Source organism: Pantoea sp. X-Soil-MYKO-1289, from assembly GCF_059730625.1.
This window is the reverse complement of the sequence record NZ_AP036004.1, coordinates 1,961,582-1,984,981: the sequence shown is the minus strand read 5'-3', so window position 1 is coordinate 1,984,981 and position 23,400 is coordinate 1,961,582. Positions and strand designations below refer to the sequence as shown.

Sequence of the window (23,400 nt, the reverse complement as noted above, 5' to 3'; positions counted from 1 at the left end):
GGTTATTGCTTCAGATAGCGGTGGATCGACGCCAGATCTTGCTCGCCGTAGCCGGCGTCGACCGCCTGCTGCCAGAGTGCGGCGATCTGCTCCAGCGCGGGCAGCTTCGCGTCGCCCTTCGCCTCTAACGCCAGCTTCGCGTCTTTCAGCGCCCACACCAGGCTCATCTGCGGGGTGAAATCTTCACTGGCGATCATCGCGAGCTTCGCTTTGGCGTAGGGCGCCGCCAGCGGGCCGCCGTCCAGCACCTTCCAGAGATCGTCGGTGGTAAAGCCAAACTCCTCCGCCAGGCGCGTGCTCTCCGCCAGGCTCTGCATCAGGCCGATTAGCCAGCTGTTGACCACCAGCTTCATGCGCGACGATTTGCCCGCCTCGCCCAGCCACTGCGTGCCTTTGCCAATCGCGGCGAAGACCGTTTCCGCCGCCTGGGCGCGCGTCCGATCGCCGCTGGCCATCACCAGGATCTGCGCATTCTCGGCCGGCGCTTTGGTGCCGGAAACCGGCGCGTCGATAAAGACGACGTCCGGGCGCTCGCTGGCGAACCAGCCGATCAGGGCGTCGGTTTTCTCTACGCCGATGGTGCCCATCTGCGCGAGGGTCGCGCCCTGCTTCAGCGCCTCCTTCACCTGATGCAGCGTGTTTTCCGTGGTCTCGCCGTCGGAGAGCATGGCGATAACCACGTCAGCGTCGCGCACCGCCTCTTCCGGGCTGGCGCTCAGCGTCAGGCCGGAGGCTAACAGATCTTCGCCGCGCGCCCGCGTGCGGTTCCAGCCATAGACGGTAAACCCCTTTTTCAGCAGGTTGGCGGCAAACGCGCGCCCCATGGCGCCTAAACCTAATACGGCGACGGCGGGTTGTTGACTCATACTGACTCCTCGGGTTATCCGTAAACTAAGCATTTAACACTGAAGGGAAAGTCACGAAAAATCCAGTCGGGAAAAACATTTTTCGACGCTGAATTTCGCATAAAACGACCTTATTATTTACGCTTTTCAAATAATCGTAAAAAGCCGTAACATACGCGCACAATGTTCCATCTGGTTCATTTCATCTCTTAATGACGGTCTTTCATTCATGAAAATTGCATCACTGCGACAGGTCAGCGTGCTGCTGCCTGCCATGCTGCCGCTGCCGCTGCTGGCGGCTGAGGATACCGGCAGCGCGACCATGGTGGTCAGCGCCGCGCCGGCGCAAACCGGCCTCTCCGAACTCGATACGCCCGCCGCGGTCAGCGTGGTGAACGGCGAGGATATGCGCCAGGCCGCGCCGCGCGTCAATCTGTCGGAAAATCTCGGCAGCGTGCCGGGCCTGCAAATCCAGAACCGCCAGAATTATGAATAGAGAAGACAGAATTACGGATTTTAAAGCGCGCTATTCATGGGCAATTTCACGCTGCGCTGAGGTTTAGCGAGCGTCGCGTGAAATGAGTCGTGAACAATTATGTACTCATTTATGTACTCAATTTATCTTGGGGTTTTGAGGTATAATTGAGAGGTGTTTAACTCTTCAGGAGGGATTTATTATGTGGAAGAAGCCAGAATTTGTTGATCTGCGCCTCGGTCTGGAAGTGACGCTGTACATTTCTAACCGTTAATGAAGATGCCCGCAACTTTGCGGGCATTTTTCTAAACCGGGCTATCATCGTGCCAAACGCGCATGATTTCATACGTTACTTTGCCGAGCACAACTACTCCCTCAAGCTCTTCACCAGCAATTCTTTGCCCTTCGTCGGTAATCACATAGTGCTCGCCAGTTCTTGCTATCAGCGACACGCCATCATGCAGAAGAGCTATTTTGTCACCACTGGCGATGCGGGCGGACCTGTCCACTACAATAAGCCCCTCCTCACGCTCTATGAATAGCGTTGCGCTGGGATTATGAACAACAAGGTCGTTAACGGTGAGGCGCCGCTCAATGTAGTCCTGAGCTGGAGATTGAAAGCCCATCAGATCACATAGCCCATGTTTCGCAGCGCCCACGTTTTGTTTGCGCCCCCATCAGTGACTAGCTCAAAGAAAAATGACTGGTAGCGCTTGATCCACCGATTGCACTCCTCAAGTGGCCAGTGGTGATTGTACTTTTCCAGCGCCAGCCGAAAATCATCTGTAGTTATTGTCTGACGTCTTTTTGCGTCTAACTTAATCGCGTCTTTGAAAGCCGCGGTAATCTCATAATCGCGTGGCATGAAAACCTCCCTATAAAATAACTGTATATAAACACAGTAATATTGAGAGCTGTTTTTGGCAAGCCGCTACGATTCGGTTTTTTGTAAAGCCTAGGCTGGCACTGGAGATTTTCTTAAGAAGCCTGGCGCGAGTGGTTAGGCATCGAGCCCATCAATGGATTTCATACGACTCTGTAGCTCAGCAATTATGGCGTTCTGTTTTTCGATGACGTCCATCAGCGCCAGGATTGCTTCATGGTGCAAGGCTGCTGACACTCCTGACGTATCAGGAGAAAGGATGTCTTTAACAACCTTGCCATCCTTTAGCGTCCTGTCGCCTGAAACGAATACGCTGTCTGGGAATACTGCCTGCACGTCCTGCGCAATGAACCCAATACCAGGGGCGGCGTTGTCCAGTCGTTCCCAGGTCACCCCTTTAATCAACTTCATCTTGCCAAGCGGGTCATCGATGCGCTGAATTTTGGTTTTGATGCGCTCGTCTGAGTTCGACACCCAGGTTTCCCGGAGCAATCGCATTGCCAGTATCAAACGGGAAGTACCAGCGCTTAGTCCCGTGCCAGTAACTGCTTCCTGTTATCTGCCCCTGTACCGGCGCGCCGGCTGATGATGGCGAAATTGTTGCAAAGCCAAAGAAAGCTCCGTTTACGCCTGAAGGTGCGTCGTTGGGTTTTCCCCATCCATCAAGAACAGCCCTCAACTCAGAGGACCAGCGTCCCTGCGTGCTGTCGCCGAACACGTTTTGAGAGAGAATGTCGCCCTTCACATTGACCAGTGAAGATACGTTGCCGCCTGTTTTGTTATTCAGCGTTCCCAGCCGGGTATCATTACCCTGCGTAACTGTGCCCGCTGTGGTTCCGTAGCTTACGCCAAGATTTGATCGGGCAGTGGCTTTATCAGTCAGACCATTCAGGTTGTCAGCTTTGGCCAAAACATCTGCAGTATTTGCCTTGCTGGCGTACTGCTGCGCCATATATCCCCAGCTCGGCCCGGTAAATGTGGTGCGATCCGGGCGCTCTACAGTAACCGAAGACGCATCGCTGTAAATCCTCTGCCAGTTAACCAGCTGTGAGTTCATGCCGCGCAGCGCTGTGCCCATATCATTCATGATCTGCTGAGTAACGGCATATAGCAGGCTGGCAGGAACTGCATTCCATGCGAGACCGCTAGCTGTTGGGCCTGCATAGGCGCCGCCAAGGGTTAACTGAGTGTTGGAGGCGATGGCTGCTACAATCAGCGTGTAGGGTGTTCCTCCAACAATTACCCCGATGAAATCGCCTACCTTAAGCTCTGTCGTAAAACTTGTTCCAGTGCCACTGACTGCGACAGAGTTGTTTGTTAGTGCAATAGTGCCTGCTGACATGCTTCTCTCCGGGCAATAAAAAAAACCCGGCACAATGGCCGGGTTAGTTGATTTATGTTGGCTTAATTAGCTTTGAAAATGATTTTTAGCTGCTCGTTTTTTTTGGCTTTGCCTGATGTAAACTTCCAGTACGAAATTTGCTTGCGTACGCTACGATCGAAAACATCAGGCGGTTCCGCACTGATGAGACGGATGTTCTCTACCCTCCCGTTTCTGTTAACATCGTAAAGCACATTAACTTCGCCATCGATGCGAAGATTTGCAGCTCGAACAGGATATTTGATAATGTTTGCATTGGCATTAAAGATAGCAAACATAAAAAAAACAGGAAAAAGGAATTTATACATAAGCACCTCAAAAGTTATAATCGCATAGAATACCTTTAGCCTGAAAAGTTCAATTTAATTATTTGATCGTAACGATCACCTTTAGCTTAGATTAGGAAGAATGGCATAAGGTATGCGCAAACCATATGGCTTTAAGGTGTTCGCCCAGCTTTGCTGAAGTTGGTTTACCCACTGACACTGAAGAGTTCCATTTGCAAACCTAAAAAACAGCCCCGAATAACCAGTAGCCGCCCCGTCGTCAGATATGTTTCCGCTTGGGCAAGAACTCATAAGAATCCACGTGTTATTACCTATTGCCTGAGAGTAAACCGTACTATCGAGATCGTAATTCGCCGGAATTTCAAAGAAACCAATGATTCGAGGAATTTTTGCGGCCATGACGGCTGACCAAATAAGCTCACCCGATGAATTAAAAACATCTTTGTAGCCGCTCTCCACTGGCATACCGCTGTGCGTCCTGGCCATCAAACCAGCGTTAGCCGTCATCCATGCTGGGTTAGATGCGAAAAATTTCGCATTGTTATTTGGCTTAAACCATCGCAAGTTATCGTCATCGGGCACCCCTCCGCTTACAAAACCCATATCCGTAGAGTTACCTAGTTGACAACTAATATTGTAATAGCCAACATCAGTAATCCCTCCGTATTGCACATTATCACGGTAATAGCTTCCCTTATAGTTTGAATCTATTACTAATGCGCCTGAAGAATTGAAAATCTGATATCCGCTCATATGAATGCGTATAAATCCAAGGTTAATGTAACAGCGGTGACGTCTCGGGATAATCGCCAGACTCGGTAACCGCCATCATAGGTTCGGGTAGCAAAGTTGTTGGTTTTGAAATAGCTGGCGCTGGATGTTGAGACAACGGCAGCAAACGAGCCTACCGATGTTATCCCTCCATAGGAACCAGTCACCATATTTACGTTGGCCGGGATAGTTACAGTAGTTCTGCCTAAATATCTGGTGTTGTAGTCGCCGATATCGACGACTAATTTACCTGACGCATCCCAACATTGCAGACCACATGGCATTTTTTCTCCTTACCAGAGTCCTTCTCTGATTCGCAACGTTCCATTAGCGTCGTAGGTCAGCTTGAGAACCCCTGTGTCAATAACTCTGCCTGAACCATTCGCCGCGTTTCGCTCGAATGTTCCTGCTTTATCCAGGCGCCATCCCACAGAGCCTGCAACAAAGTTGTTTGACTGGATATAATCGCCGATCATTGCGTTATTGATCCAGCCCTGACCGATAAAGCCCTGACTGATAAGCACCTGCCCGTCCTTGATAACAAAGGGAGAATAAAGGCTGTTGCCAACGCCACTCATGACGACGAAACTGGTTAGCGTTGACCGCAACACGCGTATCTACGCCTCCACTGCCATTTACCGTTGCGGCGACAGACAGACCGGCATCGTAATTCGTCCCGTTATATCGGATGCCCGTTTTCAGTGTGTAAATTGCAGAGGGGCTGGATACATCAGCGTAAGCTGTGAACTTCTGCTGAATTGCTGCCTGTTGCTCAGCGAATTGAGCTACTACGTCAGTTTCAAGTTGAGCAACAGCACTTTCGGCATCTGCCGCAACTTTTTGCGCCTGCAGGACTCCGGCGCGGTTTTCGCCATAATTCGCCCATTGCTGATTAACCGAATCATATTCCGACAGCATGCTCTGTAACAGCGCCTGCGGATCGGTGATGAGTGGCTCGAGCAGCTGCTTACCGTCAGGAGACGTCAGGAACTCTTCCACCACGCTGCCAATCAGGTCATCTGCATTTACGTTGGACATGCCAGCCACAAAAGCCGTCCAGTCGCCCACATTGCCGATCTTGTCCACCAGCCGGGCCCGATACCAACGGCGAACGCCAGCAGGCATTGGCCCGTGCTGATAGCTCACGCCGGGATAAGGAACATAGGCAAGGAACTGAGGGTTTTGTCCGTCTGCAGTGGTGGCCACCTGAATTTCGGTATAGGCCGTATCGCCCGAGCCTTCAGGAAAGCCCCAGGTGATATCGATGTTCCACACAACATTGTCTGTAGCCATCAGATTAACAGGCGTGCCTGGCTTACCTGCCTTGCCTGTCAGGGAAGTTGAATCAGCGTATCCCCAGGGAGAGGAAACTTCCGCGGCATTAACTGCGCGCACCCTGACGTCATAAACGCCCGTATAAATTCCCTGAATGCTGAAACCCTGCGCGCTGGTCTGGCTCACATTGACCCAGTCGCCTTTATCCTTGCGCCACTGCGCAACGTAGCTGATCGCTCCTTCAACCCTGTCCCACGTAACCTGCATGATTGAAACAGACAGGCCCTGCTCGACGTAACTGACTTCAGAAATAGCGATATTGGTCGGGGCCTTCAGGACGCTTATCGGCGTGACAGTAATGGGCGCAGGCTCAATCCGAACACCATCATCAATATAACGATACTTGTTTGGATCGTGCTCAACGCCTGCGATGGTAAACGTTCCATCATCATTGCCAGCTATTGAGGTAACACGGTAATACTGAATGGCCAAATTATCGCTGTCGATGGCCCATACAGCGCCCGCCACCGGCGTCTGCCTGAATGCCGTATTTACCGTTACCGTTTTTTTATCGCTGCTGATACTGGCGATAGTGCGCGTCTGTGCCGTACCGTCAGGCAGGTTAACCACCAGCCTGTCGCCGGCGCCGTAGTCAATTGCGCGATCCAGCGTTATAGTAAGGCCGCTAGCGGCACTGATGCGGCCGCCGTTCTGCTTTCCGGCTCTGAAAGGATCGGCAATGCCGATAATTTCCGCCGGCACGGGAAGATATCCGTCCAGGCCGGTGCCGAATGAAATGGTTCCGTCTTTAGCATTGGACAAAATGGCCCAGCGGCCTCGTCGGTGAGCCTCACTCTGAGATGTGCAGCCGATAGCGGTAAGGGACATTTCATTCACACCATACCGGCTAACGAGATCGGAATCGTAGACCCCTTCGACCGTATCTGAGAAATGATTTACGGGGTCAGACCATGACACCTGACAGGAGGTGTAACGGTTTTTGTAGCTGCCTCCCGCATAGCTAAAGAGCCCGTCGATAACATTCGCCGCATGGTAAACCATGTCAACATCGACATTGCCGTTGCTATCGACTTGCGGCACGTCGGCATTGACGAATATCTGGTTATTACCCCAGAACGTGATGCCCCTGAAGATGGCCGCAATGTCTTTGAGTACGGTATAGGCGTCCTGCTGATTCTGGATGAAAACGTTACAGGTAAAGCGCGGTTCTGTTCCGCCGGCACCGTTACTGACCATCTGATCGCAATACTGCGCGATGCTGTAAAGTTCCCATTTGTCGATCATTGAGGCATCGACGCGGTTGCCCATCCCGAAAATCTTATCCAGCACCAGGTCATAAAAAATCCAGGCCGGGTTATTTGTGTAGGCAAATTTGAAATCACCCAGCCAGTTGCCGCTATAGGTGCGACTTACCGGATCATACGTGGTCGGCACGCGTACCAGGCGACCTTTAGGTTTACAGGTGATTTTTGGCGCGCTGCCGTTGAACTGACTGGCATCGACTTCGACATAAAGCAGCGCCGTATTTGGGTAACGCAGCTTGCTGTCTATGACCTCAGCAAACGAGAAAACTTTGAACGCATTGACGAGCTTCGAAGATGAAGAGTCTGCGGTGATGCGCCTTACCCTGATAGCCCAGCCGCTTGATGCTTTTGGCAGATCGATACGGTGATCGCGCTGGTATTCTGATGTGGTTTTGCCGTCAAAGCTGCCATCCACAACCGTGACCCACGACCCACCATCTGTTGAAAGGTCAATCGCATATTGCGTAACCGTGCCGACCATATCGCCATTGTCTTTATAGGCGTACTGAACTGGCAGGCTGAGCTTGATTCGGACGGCATCGAGGGTGAGATTGGTATACTGGCGCGTCCACGGCACCGACTGTGTAACGACGACGCCAACAGACAGTTCGTTATCGACTTCAGGCATACCCTGAATGTAACCCTGATCCTGGGTGCCCTTGCGCCAGTCCCAGACAACACCGGTAAAGTTATATGTGCCGTCATCGTTCGCCAGCTGGGTGTCATTCAGATAAATTTGCTGCGCCGTCAAGTCACCCTGAATTTCACCTTCAGAAATGGCAAGCAGCATTTTCAATTTCGCAATGGAAAGCAGATCGTCTGCCTGTTCTGTAGGCGTGTGCGCGCTGCCTCCACCGCCCTTGCTGGCACTGATGACAGTCGCCCCTTCAAGTAGTCGCATATTTCACCCACAAAAAAGCCACCCGAAGGTGGCCTGAATTTAAGTCAGAGAGTTTATTGCTGATCGCTGGTAAAGCTTCCGGCGCTAATGATTGCCCCGCCGATTTCCCGCTCCCCATAGAGAACCGGAACGGGATAACCCATCGCTACAGTGTTGACCGGCGCGCCAAAGGCGTAATTGGGTTTGTTATCCGTACTTGATGATGCGCCGATATTGTATTTTGGTTGCGGGGTAAGCATCTGGACCACGCCGCCAAGCAGCATGCTAATGCCCAGGCTGGTTAATGCTGTTACGGCAAGCCCTGTTGCTGTCGTTGTCCCCAGTGCCGCACCATAAAGAGCGAGAGTGCTGCCCGCAGTGAAGAATGCAGCCACGATCGCCACGGCACCGATGATTACCTGAAGCGCGCCGCCCCGCTTTGAACCTTCAATGATGGGCTCCATCTCAAACTCAACAGCTCCGGAGGACATATCGAACTCTTCAAGGCTGATGTTATTTTTGCCGCTGAAAAAGGCGAAACGCACGCCGTTAAGGTGCGCCGTTGAAACATAGCTTTTGAAGCCGGGAACCTGCGAACACATGGCACGGAGCAGTTCGCGAAGATCGGCAACGTGATATCTATGAATCTTACCGAATTTCTTTGCCATCGGCCCTTTCAGGGTCATTGTCTTAAGCATCCATTAACTCCTTCCTGCGAACCACACGCACGGTTCTGTTACGCCAGTAATCTCCATACGGGACGCGCGTTGAGAGGTTGCCAAAGTTGTGATGAAGAATGATGTTGTCGCCGAGATAAATGGCCGCGTGATTTGTCACTGGCGCCTGAATCTGCATCATGATCATGTCGCCCTCACGCATCTCTGACGCCGTCACCTCAATAAACCCTTCAGCCAGCCAGTTATCGTCGTAGCGACTTTCTTTGCCGTCTACCCACCACTCATAGTCAACAGACCAGTTATTCAGGATGATGCCGTGCTCCTGACGGTAATAGTCCATGATAAGCGTCCAGCAGTCGGCGAGCCCCAGCACCCAGCGGCGACCGACCAGCTCCCTGTCTTTACGCGGGGAGAAGGTACAGAAATCGCCGTCCGGCCATGACATGATCCCCCACTCGACGCCAGAGTGGTCGCACATCACCCGGTCCCTTTCAGACGGAATAAGCTGCGGCACATCCGGGTGCGAATGGATAACCATCAGCACATCACCCTGTTTTTCAGCCGCACGCCTGTCTTCAGGTGAAAGGGTAAAGTGCTCGGTCGGCTCTTCGTGGATGTTCCGACAGGGCACATATGTCTGAGCCCTGCCAGCCTGAATTACCAGCCCGCAGGCTTCTTTTGGATACTCCGCAGCAACGTGCTCGCGTATGGCTTCCAGAATCTTTTTACGCATAGTTATTTGCCCTGAAGGTTGGCCGCAGGGAATCCGCCGAATGATAGCGGCTGATCTTCGCCGAATCGCAGTTTGCAATCACCGAGGCGCCCGCCGCACACATCAAGAGCCGGATTGTCTGTCGGTGTGCCGTCTTTGAGGAAATAACGATTCCCGTTGTAATCGCAGCCGGTGCCGGTGCGGTACCAGCCGCGCATGCACCAGGTGCAGACAGGGGTGATCTGCCGGGAGGGAAGCTGCAGCCCCTGAATGTCGAACGGCGAGCAGAGTTCGAAATCTACCTGGACCCGATTTTCTGCCGTTTTCGCATTTACGTAAAACAGCTGAACACGCTCCTCCAGAGAATTAGCGTTAGGGTTTCCAGCAGTCCAGTTAGCCGCATCCAGATACTTTGCCATCGTGGAGCGGATACGGACTTTTGCTTTCACCAGGTCCTGATACTGCAGGCAAAGTGCAGTCACGTAATTCCCGACATTCCCCACCGACAGCTTTGGTGTGGGTTGTGAGCCTGAGCTGCTCATTTCAAGCCCGGTCAGTTCGTACGGATGCGGATCGTACTCGTTGCCCTGCCAGATAATGGACGGGAGATTATCCGCTGCGAATGAGGCCCATCCCTCTGTCGGCAGGTTATATGCATGAAATCGAAGGATGGTATCAAGCCCGAACTCTGTCCCGTCGATTTCTATCAGCTGCACCAGTTGGCCCGGCTCCAGCGACTGAACGTCCTGAGTAAAGCTCATATTTCACCCATAAAAAAAGGCGCCGGAGCGCCTGATGGTTTTGCAACACGTCACGGTGCGAACGCCTGTTCAAACGTGAAAGAGATTTCCACGAAGTCACCGTTGACGAACTTCGGGTTTATCGAATCAGACTTCACCCGATACAGTTTTTTTTCACCCCACGGGTTAGTCCACCAGAATGAGGTGGCCACATGCCCCTTAAGAAATGCCCTGACCGGCGCCATAGCAGCCAGCCTTCCGTTGCAGGTTAGCGCCCAGCTTTCTGATGCCTCATTGATGCCTTTGCCAGCGATCTGTTTATAACCGTCGCCGAACTGGGCCTGAATGGTAGCGACGTTAAGTTGCTCGCTGGCCTCTACTCTGGCGCACCAGTTGAATGTATCCGTAGCCATTTGTCACTCTCACCTTATGTGCGATACAGAATCCCGCCCGGAGAAATTTCCTTTCTCAGACGTTCTGTAATGGTGGTTTGCACGATGGTTTTGATCTGGTTTGCTGCGTTCGCAGTTCCGGCAGATGATACGTCTCCCGAGCTATTGTCCTGAACTATACTGACCGGCGCATCGACCTGAATGATCGTATTGCCGCTTCCTGTGGCGCGGTTAACGCCAGATGAGAAAGCGCGCTGCCCGGGAATCTCACCAACGTAGCCGCCACTAGCATAGCCCCGCATCATGTCATAGAGGTTGGCGACGCCAATACGCTGCGTTGCTTCTTTGGTGAAAACAAATTCCCCTTTGTGCACGATGCCGGCAGGGTCATGTTTGCCGCCCGGCCCTGTATACCCGCCGTCATCATAAGCGGCATAGCTCGTTGACATCCCCATCGCGCCGGTCGAAACGCCAGCCGCACCAACGGCAGCACCACCAACACTGCTGAAAACCGAACCGAGAATGCTGCCAAAAGACGAGCTGGCACTTCCCATCGCGTTAACTACTGCCATCTGCAGCGCAACTTTAGAAATCGTCTGCAGTACGGATAATCCCCAGCTTTTCCAGTCAGCCTTGCTGCCCACCAGCATCGCGGACATATTGTCCATAGCGCTGTCGAGCGTTGAGGTAATCCCTGAGGATACCGCGCCGGAGATATTACTCGCGCTTTCGAGCCAGTTCTCATAGCCACGCGAGACGCCGCTCAGCCAGTTTGACTCTGAAGCCGCGATAGCCTGGTATTTCTTATCGAGATCATCAAGTGCCTGTTGGCGGGCAGCAATGGCAGCGGAACCTTTGTCTGTCTTGTCGAATACGCGCTCAATTTGCTGCTGATCGTCATACCGGCTGCGCTGGCGATCGCTCATGCCTGCTGTGTCGGTAGTCTGTGCAGCATCATCCCGATACTTGCGGGCAGCGTCGGAAAGGTCTTTGAGCGCATCAACCTGCTCGCGCTGTTTCTTCACGTTTGCGTCAGCAAGCTGCGTCCACTTTTCAAGCTCAGTTGAGTTATCACGAATTGCCTTGCGCTGTTCTTCGGTCCACTTCGTACCTGCCTGATGGGAAGCTGCATAAAGTTCAGCTGCTTTTTCCCCGTCAGTCGCCCTGACTTTCTGGACCTCAATCGCAACGCTGAGATCGGCAATCTTGCGCGCATAGTTCTCTGCCTGAGTGGCCGCTTCACGTTCCGCTTTGTTTTGCGCATTAGTCGCTGCCGTTCCGGCTTTCTTGGCTTTTGCCGCTTCATCATCCTTTTTGGCAGCCTGGTCCTTGTTGTAAACGTACTGCGTATAAAGCGCGCCGGTCAGTTTCAGGTCGTCGGCTTCATACTGGTGCTGACGATGAAGCTTTTGCAGTCCGTCGAGGCTGGCAAGCTCGTTATCGCGTCTGGCCTTCTCGAGCGCAGTTTGCTGCTGAGGTGTCGCGCTGGCTAGATTTACTACCGGGCCTGCGTACTGTGGCGGCTTAGCGCCGGCAGTCGCTGACATCGAGCGGTTTAGAAGGTCATAGGCACCTCGCAGTATGGCAACGGCACCAGCCTGCTCTGCCGCTTTCTGAGCTGCCAGATCGCTTGCATCGTTAACCAGCTTTTGAGTGCTGGCAACTTTAGCTGCGGCCTGCTCGCGCTGATACTCCAGTTTGTTGAGCTTGTCGGTCAGCTCCACGTTCTTGGCCGTAATGTCGGCCTGATCCATAAACGTGTTGATATAGGTGAGCGTTGGATGCTTGTTGTAATCCTGCTGGATCTGGTCGAGACCGGCAAGGCTGTCTTTCACCTTCAGAATCTGAGCATCAAGGTCGCTGAGGTCCTGCTTCTGAGCCTGTAAAGATGTACGGGCATCTGCAGCTGTGGATTTAAGCCCCAGCACAGACATCTGCTTGAGCTTGCCGTTGATTTCATCAAGGTTATTGGAGAAGCCAACAGCCTCTTTATGAACCTGCTGCGTATGCTCATAAAGGCCGTACATTGCCGCGCCGGCACCGATGATTACGCCCGGCCAGCCGCCAAGTATACCCAGCACACCGCTCCCCAGACGGGACATCACTGATGCCGTATTGGTGAGGTTATTTACCGCTGATGAGCGACCAGCTATCGCACTGTTAAGGCTCGTTTGCGCTGCAGCGAGATTTCTCTCTGCAAGGATTTGCGCCTCAATAGACACCGCAGCGGCTTTTGCCTGCTGGGCGCGATAAAGCGTCTGACGGGCTGCAGCAACGCTTACCTGTGCCCCGCGTACCTGTGCCTGAGCGAGTGCCACCTCTGCAGCCGTGTTACTGACCACTGCGGCTGTAGACTGAGCGACATTGCCAACCATATTGCCGAAATAGCGTGCGAGCCCTATGCCGACCAGCAGCCCTGCAGTATTGGCAACTGAATCGATATTATTTGCCAGGCCATCAAGCACGCCGGAAAGAGAGGATGATGCACCAACTGCATCATTGGCGCCGCCGACCCAGGCAAGAAATGCATTCTGCACTTTCTGCGCCGATCCGCTGATGGAAGCAGGCAGGCTTTCGAACTCTTTTCGCAGTACCTCAACGTTAGTCAGCAGCGGTACGATCTTGTCAGTCGTCAGCTGGCCGTTATTCGCCATGTTGCGAAGGCTGCCAACCGATACCCCCAGCCCATCAGCCAGCAGCTTGGCAAGCCGCCCGCCGTTTTCCATGATGGCGTTGAACTCTTCGCCACGCAGAACGCCGGAGCCTAATGCCTGGCTAAGCTGAGTAATCACAGAGCTGGCTTCTTCCGTACTGGCTCCAGACAGCTTGAGCGATGTGGCTACCGTCTCCGTTACCTTGGCCACATCTGATGATGCATAGCCGGCTGCACGAAGCGACTGCGCGATACGGCTGTATAGATTGCTGTTAGCCTCTAGAGACGTGCCGGTGCGCTGGCTTATCTCCATCAGCGTGCGCTGTGAGGTAGCAAAATCTTCAGTGGATGTGGACGCAAGTCGCAGGCGCCCGTTCATCTGGTTCCAGGTGTCAGCAAATTCAATTAGCTGATGGGTCGCAAATGCCCCCGCCCATGCGCCGGCCAGACCAGCTGCGGATGATTTTACCGTTGCCAGTTCAGAGTTAAGCTCAGTCAGTGATCGCTGGGTTTCACGGGTGGCCGCGGCCGCCTTTTTGCCTCCCTGCTCCATTGTCTTGTAGTAATCCGCGCCCATGCGAGACGCACGGGAAATTTCAGACTGAAAGGAGCTGGAGTTAGCAGAAATCTTTATAATAAGTTCGCGCAGCGCAGCCATATATCACCTGTGTAACCCCGCCTGCGCGGGAAATTAAAGACCACCCATCCATTCTTCAAGGCCGCTGATTTCCGCCTCTTCGTCTTTTTCTCCCCACTTAAGCTGCAGCTCGCTGATCGTGGCTTTGCCGCCTTGCGAATTCAGGATTGCCGCTGAAATCTGCGCCGCCTGAATATCGCCGCGCCAGTCACCAATCGGGCTGAAACGGTCATAGGCGATCCACATTTTCAGCTCGCTTGCTGTGAGGGAGTTACGGAGTTCATGAAGGGTGCGCCCCAGCCGGAGCGCCAGAGACATTAAGAAGAAAGTCAGCGGCTCTTTTACTTTGCCTCTGCGGCTTCCTGAGACATGCCCAGATTAAGGGCCTGAGAAAGCAGGCGGGAATGCACGGGACCATAAATTTCAGACACGATGGCTTCGTCCTGATCGCTGAAAACGCGCTTGCCGTTCTCATCCAGCAGCACATCCATAAACATCACGACGTCTGCCTTTTTGTTACGAAGATACGTTTCCTGCTGGGTCAGTTTCGGCGCTTCTTCGCCTTCTGGCAGATCAGGTGTCATGATCTCGCGAAAATGCAGCCAGGCCTCACCTGATGGCTCGCGCAGCATGACTTTGGCGTCATTCCACTCGGGAACGGAAATTACTTTGGAGCGAAAGCCGGAGGATGGAGCAAGCGCCAGATCGCGAAGTGAATCCGATGATGCTTTGCTTTGTTCTGCTTTAGACATTTCATGATCTCTGAGTCTGAAAGGAAAATAACAGAGCCACAGTCAGTGGCTCAGAAAAAACGCTACTTACGAACCTGACGCAACGATACGCTTAGGCTTGCCGCGAACACGCAGCGAGTAAGTGGCGCTGACTACAGATGACGTAGTCGCACCCCACGAGCTCTGGCGAACCTCTACCAGCACGTAATAGCCGTTACCTGACGGGAAAAGAACACGCAGCGCGCGCAGCTCATCATTGTCATACGCTGTCTGTAATGCCATCTGCGCTTCTTCATCACCAACCCAGTTACGGCTGATGCTCATCTCTGCCGGCGCGGCAAGGCCATTGGTCTGCTCCTGCTCGGTCGAGCAAAGCGTGGTGACGTCGATGTCGCCTTTTTGACCGCCTGTATAGGTGATTTCCTTCGTTGCGCAGGCCGCCTCCAGCCAGTTAACGCTGGCGGTAGGGAAACCTGCGGCTTCGAAATCTCCAGCAGTTACCGGCGCATCAGAGACGGCAAACGTCATCCCCTTCGTTACTTCATATTTGCTGGTCATGTTTTCTCCAGACGAAAAAAAAACCACCTTCCGGTGGCTGTGGTGTTGGTTAGGTGGGTGATTATTGCTGGCTCTGAATTTCCAGAGTCGCCCGGAATAAGCCGGTGTCAGATTCGTAGCCGTTCGTTTTGTTCATTTGCGTGAAGTTGAGCGGCGAAAGAGCATCAGCAGCCTGTTCCCTGATGGCGCGGGCTTCATCAGGCGTCGATGCGTACACGTCAACCTGCAGCGTGCCGTTTTCCTCTGCCGGACCGCACAGCGTATCGCCAAACACCTCGCTTACTACAGTGAATACAATCCAGGGCGGGGAAACCGACCTTTCCCCCTGCGGATTTAACGGCACCACATAGGGGTAAACCTGCCCGCCAGACAGTTCACTGAGAAGAGCGTAAATTTGCGATTCCGTCATTTTAACAGCGCCTCATCAATAGCCTGATTGGCGCGGGCAAACGCGGCATTTGCGGCCTCTTCCTGCCTAGCATCATAAGCCGGCCGAACAAAAGGGACCGCTGGCATATTCGACGTGCCCAACTCAACAAAGCGCCAGTAAAAAGCATTTCGCGAGTCTTTGGTTTTCAGTTTGCTGTCACTGTTCCCTGTGCGCGGGTTGGTACCGCGAATGTGGACCCCAGAGGAAATATCGCCGTTACGCGTCCGCTGGGTCATCACAACGATATTCTTCTTCAGCTTGCCGGTTCTTACCGGGGCTCGCTTGATGACTTCGTCCTGAAAAACCGTGGCAGCGGCGCGGGTTGCATCACGCATGACCTTACGATTTTCGGCTTTACTTAGCGCCATTAAGTCATCGCTCAGATCCATAAGTCCGGAAAAATCCAGCCTTGTATCGATCATGTCTTTACCCCCTGCTTGCACAGGATTTCCATCCTGTCGTTTGTTGCGTCTGGGATTGGAGGTGCCACTACATCAAGCGTTATTCCTTTAAACGGGCCGGAATCGCATCTGAGCCTTGAGGCAGATGAAATTTCATGGTTGTTACGTACCCAGACTCTTATCGTTGCCTCAGCCCTTTCAGCACCTGAGGACAAGATCTCTCTGCCGCTAATTCCCTTTATTTCCGCCCAGACAGTTTTTCCATCCTGCCAGATTTCTTTGACCTGACCTGAAGGCAAACGTGAGGTAGAGAAATTCTGGATCGTCACCCTGTCCTTTAGTCTTCCTGCCTGCATATAAGCCTCATCAGACGATCGTTGGTTTTCGGAGTGAGTAAATCAGGCTGGTCACGGAATAAGGTAATTGCCCCTGCTGATACTGAGTTTCTTCTTCGCCGCCGCGAACGCGGTCAAGAATGCCGACAAAAATTAACGTTGCCTGCTTCACTCTTTGCAGCTCGGGCGTATCAGGTATAACGTTGCCGGCTGTGTCGATCAGCCGGTCGCGGCTTCCCTGGACATAATCCAGTATCGCCGCGCTGGCCGAATAGATTTTCAATTGCAGGTCGGCATCACCGGCATCAGTATCGATTTTAAGGTGATCTTTAGCTTCATCTAGCGATACAAATTCCAGCATCACTTAGCCCTCGCATCGCGACCGCGCTTAACCGCCAGCTTCCAGCCCTTCGAGCCATCCTCTCCTGGCTTATCGCCCGTCTCCTGATAGCAGTACCAGATTGAACCACCCCACGTCACACTGTCCCCGGGATAGTATTTCTCGCCGTCTTTGAAGATGTCGCGGTAAATCATTACCGGCACGCTGAAGGTTTTCTCTGTTTTTTCACCGCTTGATTTAACTGCGGTGACAGTGAATTGACGCTCACTGGCCTGAGTAATATCTATATCGCTGATACCATCTACCAGGCATTCCCAGCCATTCATGCCAGTTGTTTTTTGGAATGATCGCCACAGGCCACCCGAATGAATGGCGTAGCTGCCGCGCGGATATGACTTTTCAGGGACAATTTCAGGCATGATTTCAAGCTGCAGCGCATCTTTACCGTCTTCGCCATCCTCACCGTCTCTGGCCTTAGGTATCTGCGCCACCGCATCCTTCACCATCTTCCCAATATCCGGCAACGGCTCAGGTTTTGGCAGTTCGATGTCAGCGACGGCATCACGCACCATCTTACCGATATCGGGAAGTGCAGGCTGTTCGGGTGCGGCAGGAACGGGTATGTCCGCCACCGCATCTTTCACCATTTTACCGATATCAGGCAGCCTGGGCGCCGCCGGCACCTCAATCTGCTCCAGTACAGATTTGATGATTGACTGCTCATCGACAGAGGCCGCCTGGTATCCAATCAGCATTTTTTCCAGTTCGGCTATTTTGTTCGCCTGCGACTGGAAGGCTGTTTCGTATTTTTTATGCACCGCCGCCAGCTGCTCTTTTACTGCCTCACTGACTGCCTTCAGCAGTGACATGTCACGTTCATTCATGGGTAAGCAGTCCTTTCAGCATTGCCTTGACCATGAAACTCTCATGCTCCGTCAGAGCCTTACTGGTTTCATCGTCAACAGGCGGTGTCGGCGTGGTGGCCGCTTCAGTTTTGGATTGAGTGCCGAACGGGTCATCGCTGGCATCCCGTTTAGCCAGGGCTGACAGCGCATAGTTCTGCTGCTGCAGGTATGGTGTATCGCCACCTTCAACAGGAGGCATATTTTCACTTTTGCGGGCCTGATTGGGAGTAAGGAATCCGGCGCCGATGCCTTCGCTGTAGGTTTTGTAACGCCCTTCAGTGTCCATGCGGATCAGCGTATTCAGGTCGAATTCAACTCCGGTCTGCGTATCGAGGTCAAACGCCTCATCCAGCAGAAGCTCAATTCCTTCTATATGCGTCTGAAGACACTGCGAGTAATAACCCTGATCCAGAGCCTCAATATTGTTATATGACGGCGTGGATGCAGTATTTACCTTATAAATCGGGACGTGAAACGTAGAGCAGATGATTTCAGCTGTGAGCTTAAGCTGCTCTACCATCTGCGCATCCACAGCGGTCATAGACACAGAAACAAACTCAGCACCGTCTGCCAGCAGGCCGGTTTTGCCAGCGTTTGCTCCAGAGTAGCCCTCATCCCAGTTCTGTTTTATTTCCCGTGCTTTATCAGCATCAACCGCGCCGGGTACTTTTATCACGCCGCCGGGTTTTCCACCGTTTTTAAAATGATTTGCGGAGTTGGTCAGGATCGCATCGCCCTGCATAGCTGTCAGTCCGCAGGCATAAATGGGAGAAAGTCCGCAAAGAGGATGAAAAAAGCAGTTGAAGCGATCGTGAATAATTTCCCGTGCTGGCACCATTACTTCCTGTTCAAGCCCGTGAATATTATCCGGCCTTACCTGATAGAAAATTTCACCATCATCCGTCACGTATGGGGTAACTTTGTTATAGTCCAGCACGCGCAGCTGCTTAACGTTACCGCTGGCATCACGCAACTTCAGCACGTACGTGTTGCCATCAGAAAGCTTTGAATTCATCCAGCATTCAAAGAACTGCATGCGCGTCTGAAAACTGTTTGGCTTTCTCAGCAGCGGAGAAATCTTCGCATCGCTGTGATCTGCCCAGATGCCGCTGCTCAGCTTCTTTTTAAGCAACAGCGGCATTTTTGCGATGTCGGCAGAAATCAGAGAAATGCAGGAGAATACCGCGTGGTAAGCCAGCACCGTTGTACTGTCTACCTCAATATTTCGCTGCCATGCGCCGGAAAATGACTCAAATATTCTGCGCCACCAGCCGCCATTTGCAGCCTGCAGCGCCTTTTCTTGCTTAGGCTTTTTGCGGAAACCGAACATGGCTGCTTCTCCCGAGCATCAATTCTTTTTCTGGCTCTTTGCTTTTTTCTCGACAATATCGATAAATTCGACGTGTCCGGTTAAGCGAAGAAACCTCGGCATGATCGTCACGCAGAAAGCGCTTTTCACCCACATGTGCATCATGAGTGCTTTTCAGATAACGAACCTGTTTCATAGAAAAAAGCGGGGATTTCTCCCCGCCTCTCCTTAGCTGCCAGCGTTAGCGCTGTAGTTAACGCCGGTGATTACGGCTACGGCTGCCGTACGGCGGCGTTTCCAGTTAATCCAGCGTTCCGCGCGGATTGCCACACTGTTAGTCTGGAACATGGAAACCATTTCGGTCGGGGTCGGAGTGACGCTGTCGCCAGTAGGCTCGCTCTCCATTTCGAGAGACGCCTCACGAGACATATCAACTGCAACACCGCCGTCATCCGCCAGATAAATATCCGGCGCGTTAACCAGCACCAGCAGATTGCCCACATACTGAGAAACGATCGCCGGGAGACCTTCGAAGGTGCCGCCGAACATGGTCATATCCGGATACTCTTTCTGACCCAGGGCGTTTTTGCGCTTGGACAATGCCAGCGCAGTAGTGCTGGACATCAGCCATACGCCGCCGGTCGGCTGCAGGCCAGCATCGATGAACACCTGAAACGCGTTGGTGCTGTCAGTGTCGGGGCTGCCAGAGCTCGGGATTTGCTGCGCGCCGTTGGTGATAGATGCCGGAGAAACGTTGGCAACCTCTGCTTTTGCCGGATTGACGAAATCAGCATCAAGGCGAGCGATTACCGCTTCTGCCAGGCTGTTACGTACCAGCGCATCAGCCGCCGGATTGGAGAAGCGGATCAGCTCATCAGTCAGCACGGCGATTGCTGCTACTTTGGAGAAACCGAAGGTGATCGATTCAAAATCGAAGCGGGTAAGCGGTTTAGCCTTGCCCTGACCGACCCAGCTAGCGGAGCCGCCAGAAGTTTGCGCCGGAATGCGAATATTGAACGGCACCTGACGGAGCGCAGGGATATTGCCCTGACCGAAACGGCCGATAATGGTCTGCGGGCGCAGGAACTCTACGAAGTCCTGTGCGTACTCCTGGTACTCGACCAGGCTGCCAGCCCACTGCGGATCGGTAGTGGTGCCTGCACCCACGGCTGCTTTCAGAACATGATGCAGTTTTGCATCACGCGGGTACTGGCGCTTTGCGATTTCCAGCGCTTCGGTACGGCTACCGTTTGCCGCTGCCAGTGATTTGGCGAAGCGCGCAAATGCGATCCCTTTTTCCAGCGGTTTTTCGACATGGATAACCGCGGGTGCACGGGTATCGGTCGTGTTTACCACAGTGCCCGCCGCTGCCTTCTGTACCGGCTGTGCCGTCGCGGCCTTGGCTGACTCCATGTCACGCAGGCGCGCCAGATGGGAGTCAACGGATTTAATTTCCGAGGTAACTTCGTCGTATTTCTCTTCTTCTTCCGCATCCAGCGTGCGGCCTTCATCGAAGGCTTTAGACATAACAGCCTGGCGCTCTGCATCGAGCGTAGCGCGTTTGGTTTCGAACGTTTTGATCTGCTCGGCGATGTTCATAGTGATTCCTTTAGTCTGAGAATTTTTAGGTGCTGTAGCGCCAGCGGGTTTTCTTTTTTTCGAGTCGTTCTGCACTACGCCTGACGCGGCCCGCAGCTTCTCATCGATAGATTTAACGGTCTGGATCGTGCCTTCGGCATTGGCCGGCACCGTCACGACAGAGAGCTCGTACCACTCCCATTTCGTGAACCTGATGCCCCCTTCGTCGATATAGGCGTATTCAATAGGCCGGAAGCCGATCGACAATCCTTTTACAAGGCCGAGACGAATGCTCTGCCATGCTTCTTCCAGTCGCGCCGCAAGCTGACTTGGTGAGTCCGCTTTAGCCAGCGTGGCTTTTATTTCAATTCCCTCGGCAGTCACCTTGGCGCTGGTTACCTGCCCGATGGGAGACTGGTGGTCGTGCTGCCACAAAAGCGGGATAGGAAGCTGAAACTCAGCCCCTTCCGGCATCACGACATCACCGTAACGGTCAGGGCTCGGGGTGGTGGCAATGCCAGTTATTTCCCGAGTGTCCTCATTGACCGCCTTCACCTTTAAAAGGCTCACGGCGTGTTGTTGCTTCATTTCCATATCTCCAGAAACGAAAAAACCCGCCGTAGCGGGTCGTTGAGAGCGGAATTTCTATATGAAAAACACGCTGTATTCTTTTTTGGTCGCTGCGGGATTAAGTGCCATCAGGTATATGGCGTTAAAAAGTGCCATCAGAGGGTCAATTTTACCGATGCCGCTGGCCCCTTTCGTTACCAGTGGAGCGTTGCCACTGATAACCACTTTCGCATTCCCGACGCACCAGTTCATAAGAGGCTGAACTGCATGGAGCAGCGCGCCCTCTGCCAGCTTTCTCTCTGCCGTTTTGCATGCGCCACCGAGGCGCCAGCCCTGACTTACGCCGACGACCAGCTCCTGCGGAATACCGGCCTCAATCAGGGTATCAAGCAGGACGCCCACGCTTGCAGGGTCCATGCCGACCTTGTCGAGCAGCCCCGCCTCATAAATCTGTGAGACATACATCGCCACTTCATTGGCATCGTCGCCCACCCTCCGGGCTATGGTCAGATCGCCCTGCTTTTCAAAATCGCGCAGTTTGCTTTCTTCACTTTTTCGCCGTTCGATGGCTTTTTCATGGCACCAGGCATGCGACCACGTCAGCCAGTTACGCGTTTTTTTATCGCGTCCGACGATTGAGAGGCCCAGCAGGTCATCGAGACCACCACCATCTATTCCAACGGAGATGACTTCGCATCGCTCCAGAATCTGTTTGAAAGTGACTGACGGATCGGCCTGTGTCTCCCAGAATTCGGCACCAGCCCAGCGGTCGCCGCGCAGATTCATACCGATTTCTACGTTAAGGTGCTTAGCCAGGAACTTTCTCAGGCTTCCTTCGTCTTCCTGAGAGCGCTTGCGGTACTCATCATCAAGCCACTCTTTACTGACCGAGCGGCCCATGTTCGGGTTGGTGATATAGAAGTTATCAGGATTGCGAAAGCCTTCGTTTTCCACCATTTCAGGCGGAAATTCATAAAGGATGCCGAGAGTTTTACCGTCTTTAATGATCCCGTCGCGCACGTTGCGCCAGTAATCCAGTTTCTTTTTGAAGACTCCCGCCGGCGGCTCATCACTCTGGGTAGTCAGATAAATCACCCACCCCTCGTTACGCGATACCTGCCCGCCTAACGCCTCAATGAACATCGCGTCTGCTTTGGCGTTCTTGCCAAACAGCCACAATTCTTCAACCAGGATACGCCCGGCCTTTTTCCCTGACACCGTGTCGCTGTCAGCTGCCACAACCTTAAGGCTGTTGCGGTTGACGCGGTGTGTAATAGTGCGGATGTGATCCTGAACGTGAAACAGTGCGGAGAGCTCTTCATCTTCACGCACCATACTGGCCGCTGGTTTAAAGCAGTTGTCCGCGACCTCTTTTGTTGGCGCCAGAATCAGGTGTTCTTCATCAGCGCGCCAGCAGATAATTAGTGCGGTCAGCATAATTCCTGCCGCAATGGTAGATTTTGTGTTCTTTTTACTAATGAGCAGCCCGTATTCACGGATAAGCTGATTGCCCGTCTGCTGATCGTAGCCACCGAAAATAGCCAGCACGAAATCGAAAACCCACTGCTCAGAGCACTCACCGAATGTTGGCTTGCCGGGCAGGTCGGTTACTCTCAGCTCCTTGAAAATTGAAAGCGCATGCTCACCTGAATTCTGAAAAATGGGCGGCGGGATGATCGATTCGCGGTTAATGAGCCTGCTGGCCCAGTCAGTACATGCTGTGGACCATTCCGGCATTGCTATCTCCCATTATTCACAATCAGCTGCGGCGGTGCCATGCCTGTAAACTTGCTGGCGACTGCCTTAGCTGCAGCCTGCTTCGCTTCCTTCTTACCGCCCTCACCTTTTTTGCTGTGAAGGTACGGTAACATCGCCTTAGCAGCGTCTTTTCGGGTATCTATGTCCTCACCAGCGTCATTCATGACAGCCTTTAAAAACTCCAGCGGGTCATCATACGTTCCGATGCCTACGCTATTTTCTTCAGGCTGACCAGGAGAGTCTGTTACTGCTGGGGTGTAAACTTTTTTACCGAAGGATGGCTCATCATCGACTTCAACTTTTTCATTCTTTTTTCGTTTGATGAAAGCGATGACTTCCGGGTCATTTGCAAGCTGCGACCCCTTGGAGCGAGCGGATTTTTCGGAATATCCAGCTTTAACTGCCGCATCTTTTTGTGACATACCGGAAACCAGCGCGATCGCGAATTTACGCTTCTGCGCGGTTAACATGTTTACACCCTCCAAAGGGGGAAATTTTCTGTGCGTGAGAGGGGGGGCGGTTTCCTGACGTTATCGCCTCAGACTTTCGGCA

25 protein-coding genes and 2 pseudogenes are annotated in these 23,400 nt (G+C 53.0%); 2 read left to right on the top strand and 25 right to left on the bottom strand.

Translation table 11 applies throughout. The features are described 5' to 3' along the window. Positions 1-2 precede the first annotated feature (2 nt). Entirely contained in the window at positions 3-866 is an 864-nt protein-coding gene (locus AC6I7Z_RS09595; protein ID WP_497814019.1) for an NAD(P)-dependent oxidoreductase, read from the bottom strand. A gap of 208 nt (positions 867-1,074) precedes the next feature. Between AC6I7Z_RS09595 and AC6I7Z_RS09590 the strand changes: the two are divergent. Continuing rightward, positions 1,075-1,335 (top strand): annotated as a pseudogene (locus AC6I7Z_RS09590) (TonB-dependent siderophore receptor); the annotation flags it as partial. Between the two features lie 187 nt (positions 1,336-1,522). Next, the gene (gene pqqA / locus AC6I7Z_RS09585) at positions 1,523-1,594 is read left to right on the top strand and encodes a pyrroloquinoline quinone precursor peptide PqqA (protein ID WP_010617686.1); all 72 of its coding nucleotides are present in this window, start codon (positions 1,523-1,525) and stop codon (positions 1,592-1,594) included. Positions 1,595-1,625: 31 nt separating this feature from the next. Here the strand turns inward: pqqA and AC6I7Z_RS09580 are convergent, their stop codons facing one another. The 24 genes and pseudogenes from AC6I7Z_RS09580 to AC6I7Z_RS09465 form a co-directional block, all read right to left on the bottom strand. Beyond that, positions 1,626-1,946 (bottom strand): S24/S26 family peptidase, encoded by a 321-nt coding sequence (locus tag AC6I7Z_RS09580; RefSeq protein WP_497814018.1) that lies wholly within the window; start codon positions 1,944-1,946, stop codon positions 1,626-1,628. Next, positions 1,946-2,185 (bottom strand): hypothetical protein, encoded by a 240-nt coding sequence (locus tag AC6I7Z_RS09575; protein ID WP_497814017.1) that lies wholly within the window; start codon positions 2,183-2,185, stop codon positions 1,946-1,948. Before AC6I7Z_RS09575 ends, AC6I7Z_RS09580 begins: the two co-directional genes overlap by 1 nt. A gap of 135 nt (positions 2,186-2,320) precedes the next feature. Beyond that, entirely contained in the window at positions 2,321-2,677 is a 357-nt protein-coding gene (locus AC6I7Z_RS09570; RefSeq protein WP_497814016.1) for a tail fiber domain-containing protein, read from the bottom strand. Continuing rightward, a complete protein-coding gene (locus AC6I7Z_RS09565; protein ID WP_497814015.1) occupies positions 2,628-3,545 on the bottom strand; it encodes a hypothetical protein in 918 nt (305 codons plus the stop codon). The genes AC6I7Z_RS09570 and AC6I7Z_RS09565 overlap by 50 nt, the downstream gene beginning before the upstream one ends. Positions 3,546-3,607: 62 nt before the next feature. Continuing rightward, positions 3,608-3,892, bottom strand: coding sequence for a TonB family protein (locus AC6I7Z_RS09560; RefSeq protein ID WP_497814014.1), 285 nt, complete (start codon positions 3,890-3,892; stop codon positions 3,608-3,610). An 81-nt stretch (positions 3,893-3,973) separates the two neighbouring features. Then, entirely contained in the window at positions 3,974-4,624 is a 651-nt protein-coding gene (locus tag AC6I7Z_RS09555) for a DUF8377 family phage-derived protein (protein ID WP_497814013.1), read from the bottom strand. A 311-nt stretch (positions 4,625-4,935) separates the two neighbouring features. After that, positions 4,936-8,143 (bottom strand): annotated as a pseudogene (locus AC6I7Z_RS09550) (TipJ family phage tail tip protein). A 53-nt stretch (positions 8,144-8,196) separates the two neighbouring features. Next, positions 8,197-8,820: a tail assembly protein gene (locus AC6I7Z_RS09545; RefSeq protein ID WP_497814012.1), complete on the bottom strand. Its 624-nt coding sequence runs from the start codon at positions 8,818-8,820 to the stop codon at positions 8,197-8,199. After that, positions 8,813-9,532, bottom strand: a complete 720-nt coding sequence (locus AC6I7Z_RS09540) for a C40 family peptidase (RefSeq protein WP_497814011.1) — start codon at positions 9,530-9,532, stop codon at positions 8,813-8,815. Before AC6I7Z_RS09540 ends, AC6I7Z_RS09545 begins: the two co-directional genes overlap by 8 nt. Before the next feature lie 2 nt (positions 9,533-9,534). After that, a complete protein-coding gene (locus AC6I7Z_RS09535) occupies positions 9,535-10,272 on the bottom strand; it encodes a phage minor tail protein L (protein WP_497814010.1) in 738 nt (245 codons plus the stop codon). Positions 10,273-10,322: 50 nt separating this feature from the next. Next, positions 10,323-10,664, bottom strand: a complete 342-nt coding sequence (locus AC6I7Z_RS09530; RefSeq protein ID WP_497814009.1) for a phage tail protein — start codon at positions 10,662-10,664, stop codon at positions 10,323-10,325. Positions 10,665-10,678: 14 nt separating this feature from the next. Continuing rightward, positions 10,679-13,954 carry a phage tail tape measure protein gene (locus AC6I7Z_RS09525; protein WP_497814008.1) on the bottom strand — a complete coding sequence of 1,092 codons (3,276 nt, stop codon included), beginning with the start codon at positions 13,952-13,954 and terminating at the stop codon, positions 10,679-10,681. A 33-nt stretch (positions 13,955-13,987) separates the two neighbouring features. Next, a complete protein-coding gene (locus AC6I7Z_RS09520) occupies positions 13,988-14,251 on the bottom strand; it encodes a phage tail assembly protein T (protein ID WP_333610123.1) in 264 nt (87 codons plus the stop codon). A 23-nt stretch (positions 14,252-14,274) separates the two neighbouring features. Beyond that, positions 14,275-14,685, bottom strand: coding sequence for a phage tail assembly chaperone (locus AC6I7Z_RS09515; RefSeq protein WP_497814007.1), 411 nt, complete (start codon positions 14,683-14,685; stop codon positions 14,275-14,277). Positions 14,686-14,751: 66 nt separating this feature from the next. Next, a complete protein-coding gene (locus AC6I7Z_RS09510; protein ID WP_497814006.1) occupies positions 14,752-15,222 on the bottom strand; it encodes a phage tail protein in 471 nt (156 codons plus the stop codon). Positions 15,223-15,283: 61 nt separating this feature from the next. After that, positions 15,284-15,631, bottom strand: coding sequence for a DUF3168 domain-containing protein (locus AC6I7Z_RS09505; RefSeq protein ID WP_497814005.1), 348 nt, complete (start codon positions 15,629-15,631; stop codon positions 15,284-15,286). Further along, a complete protein-coding gene (locus AC6I7Z_RS09500; protein WP_497814004.1) occupies positions 15,628-16,074 on the bottom strand; it encodes an HK97-gp10 family putative phage morphogenesis protein in 447 nt (148 codons plus the stop codon). Before AC6I7Z_RS09500 ends, AC6I7Z_RS09505 begins: the two co-directional genes overlap by 4 nt. Further along, positions 16,071-16,409 (bottom strand): phage head closure protein, encoded by a 339-nt coding sequence (locus tag AC6I7Z_RS09495; RefSeq protein ID WP_497814003.1) that lies wholly within the window; start codon positions 16,407-16,409, stop codon positions 16,071-16,073. The genes AC6I7Z_RS09500 and AC6I7Z_RS09495 overlap by 4 nt, the downstream gene beginning before the upstream one ends. A gap of 10 nt (positions 16,410-16,419) precedes the next feature. Further along, positions 16,420-16,749 carry a head-tail connector protein gene (locus AC6I7Z_RS09490; protein WP_313588331.1) on the bottom strand — a complete coding sequence of 110 codons (330 nt, stop codon included), beginning with the start codon at positions 16,747-16,749 and terminating at the stop codon, positions 16,420-16,422. Next, positions 16,749-17,612, bottom strand: coding sequence for a phage portal protein (locus AC6I7Z_RS09485; protein WP_497814002.1), 864 nt, complete (start codon positions 17,610-17,612; stop codon positions 16,749-16,751). The genes AC6I7Z_RS09490 and AC6I7Z_RS09485 overlap by 1 nt, the downstream gene beginning before the upstream one ends. Continuing rightward, positions 17,605-18,963, bottom strand: a complete 1,359-nt coding sequence (locus AC6I7Z_RS09480; RefSeq protein WP_497814001.1) for a phage portal protein — start codon at positions 18,961-18,963, stop codon at positions 17,605-17,607. Before AC6I7Z_RS09480 ends, AC6I7Z_RS09485 begins: the two co-directional genes overlap by 8 nt. A gap of 207 nt (positions 18,964-19,170) precedes the next feature. Then, positions 19,171-21,108, bottom strand: coding sequence for a phage major capsid protein (locus AC6I7Z_RS09475; protein ID WP_497814000.1), 1,938 nt, complete (start codon positions 21,106-21,108; stop codon positions 19,171-19,173). 57 nt (positions 21,109-21,165) lie between these two features. Next, a complete protein-coding gene (locus AC6I7Z_RS09470) occupies positions 21,166-22,827 on the bottom strand; it encodes a terminase large subunit (protein WP_497813999.1) in 1,662 nt (553 codons plus the stop codon). 2 nt (positions 22,828-22,829) lie between these two features. Next, entirely contained in the window at positions 22,830-23,318 is a 489-nt protein-coding gene (locus AC6I7Z_RS09465) for a terminase small subunit (RefSeq protein ID WP_497813998.1), read from the bottom strand. Positions 23,319-23,400: the final 82 nt, after the last annotated feature.

Bases quoted from the DNA above. Each gene is read 5' to 3' on its own strand.
- AC6I7Z_RS09500 (WP_497814004.1), bottom strand. From the start codon at position 16,074: ATGATCGATACAAGGCTGGATTTTTCCGGACTTATGGATCTGAGCGAT.
- AC6I7Z_RS09555 (WP_497814013.1), bottom strand. From the start codon at position 4,624: ATGAGCGGATATCAGATTTTCAATTCTTCAGGCGCATTAGTAATAGAT.
- AC6I7Z_RS09470 (WP_497813999.1), bottom strand. From the start codon at position 22,827: ATGCCGGAATGGTCCACAGCATGTACTGACTGGGCCAGCAGGCTCATT.
- AC6I7Z_RS09505 (WP_497814005.1), bottom strand. From the start codon at position 15,631: ATGACGGAATCGCAAATTTACGCTCTTCTCAGTGAACTGTCTGGCGGG.
- AC6I7Z_RS09560 (WP_497814014.1), bottom strand. From the start codon at position 3,892: ATGTATAAATTCCTTTTTCCTGTTTTTTTTATGTTTGCTATCTTTAAT.
- AC6I7Z_RS09485 (WP_497814002.1), bottom strand. From the start codon at position 17,612: ATGAATGAACGTGACATGTCACTGCTGAAGGCAGTCAGTGAGGCAGTA.
- AC6I7Z_RS09510 (WP_497814006.1), bottom strand. From the start codon at position 15,222: ATGACCAGCAAATATGAAGTAACGAAGGGGATGACGTTTGCCGTCTCT.
- AC6I7Z_RS09465 (WP_497813998.1), bottom strand. From the start codon at position 23,318: ATGTTAACCGCGCAGAAGCGTAAATTCGCGATCGCGCTGGTTTCCGGT.
- AC6I7Z_RS09495 (WP_497814003.1), bottom strand. From the start codon at position 16,409: ATGCAGGCAGGAAGACTAAAGGACAGGGTGACGATCCAGAATTTCTCT.
- AC6I7Z_RS09525 (WP_497814008.1), bottom strand. From the start codon at position 13,954: ATGGCTGCGCTGCGCGAACTTATTATAAAGATTTCTGCTAACTCCAGC.
- AC6I7Z_RS09595 (WP_497814019.1), bottom strand. From the start codon at position 866: ATGAGTCAACAACCCGCCGTCGCCGTATTAGGTTTAGGCGCCATGGGG.
- AC6I7Z_RS09515 (WP_497814007.1), bottom strand. From the start codon at position 14,685: ATGTCTAAAGCAGAACAAAGCAAAGCATCATCGGATTCACTTCGCGAT.
- AC6I7Z_RS09575 (WP_497814017.1), bottom strand. From the start codon at position 2,185: ATGCCACGCGATTATGAGATTACCGCGGCTTTCAAAGACGCGATTAAG.
- AC6I7Z_RS09540 (WP_497814011.1), bottom strand. From the start codon at position 9,532: ATGCGTAAAAAGATTCTGGAAGCCATACGCGAGCACGTTGCTGCGGAG.
- AC6I7Z_RS09565 (WP_497814015.1), bottom strand. From the start codon at position 3,545: ATGTCAGCAGGCACTATTGCACTAACAAACAACTCTGTCGCAGTCAGT.
- AC6I7Z_RS09535 (WP_497814010.1), bottom strand. From the start codon at position 10,272: ATGAGCTTTACTCAGGACGTTCAGTCGCTGGAGCCGGGCCAACTGGTG.
- AC6I7Z_RS09530 (WP_497814009.1), bottom strand. From the start codon at position 10,664: ATGGCTACGGATACATTCAACTGGTGCGCCAGAGTAGAGGCCAGCGAG.
- AC6I7Z_RS09475 (WP_497814000.1), bottom strand. From the start codon at position 21,108: ATGAAGCAACAACACGCCGTGAGCCTTTTAAAGGTGAAGGCGGTCAAT.
- AC6I7Z_RS09480 (WP_497814001.1), bottom strand. From the start codon at position 18,963: ATGTTCGGTTTCCGCAAAAAGCCTAAGCAAGAAAAGGCGCTGCAGGCT.
- AC6I7Z_RS09520 (WP_333610123.1), bottom strand. From the start codon at position 14,251: ATGTCTCTGGCGCTCCGGCTGGGGCGCACCCTTCATGAACTCCGTAAC.
- AC6I7Z_RS09580 (WP_497814018.1), bottom strand. From the start codon at position 1,946: ATGGGCTTTCAATCTCCAGCTCAGGACTACATTGAGCGGCGCCTCACC.
- AC6I7Z_RS09545 (WP_497814012.1), bottom strand. From the start codon at position 8,820: ATGCTTAAGACAATGACCCTGAAAGGGCCGATGGCAAAGAAATTCGGT.
- AC6I7Z_RS09490 (WP_313588331.1), bottom strand. From the start codon at position 16,749: ATGCTGGAATTTGTATCGCTAGATGAAGCTAAAGATCACCTTAAAATC.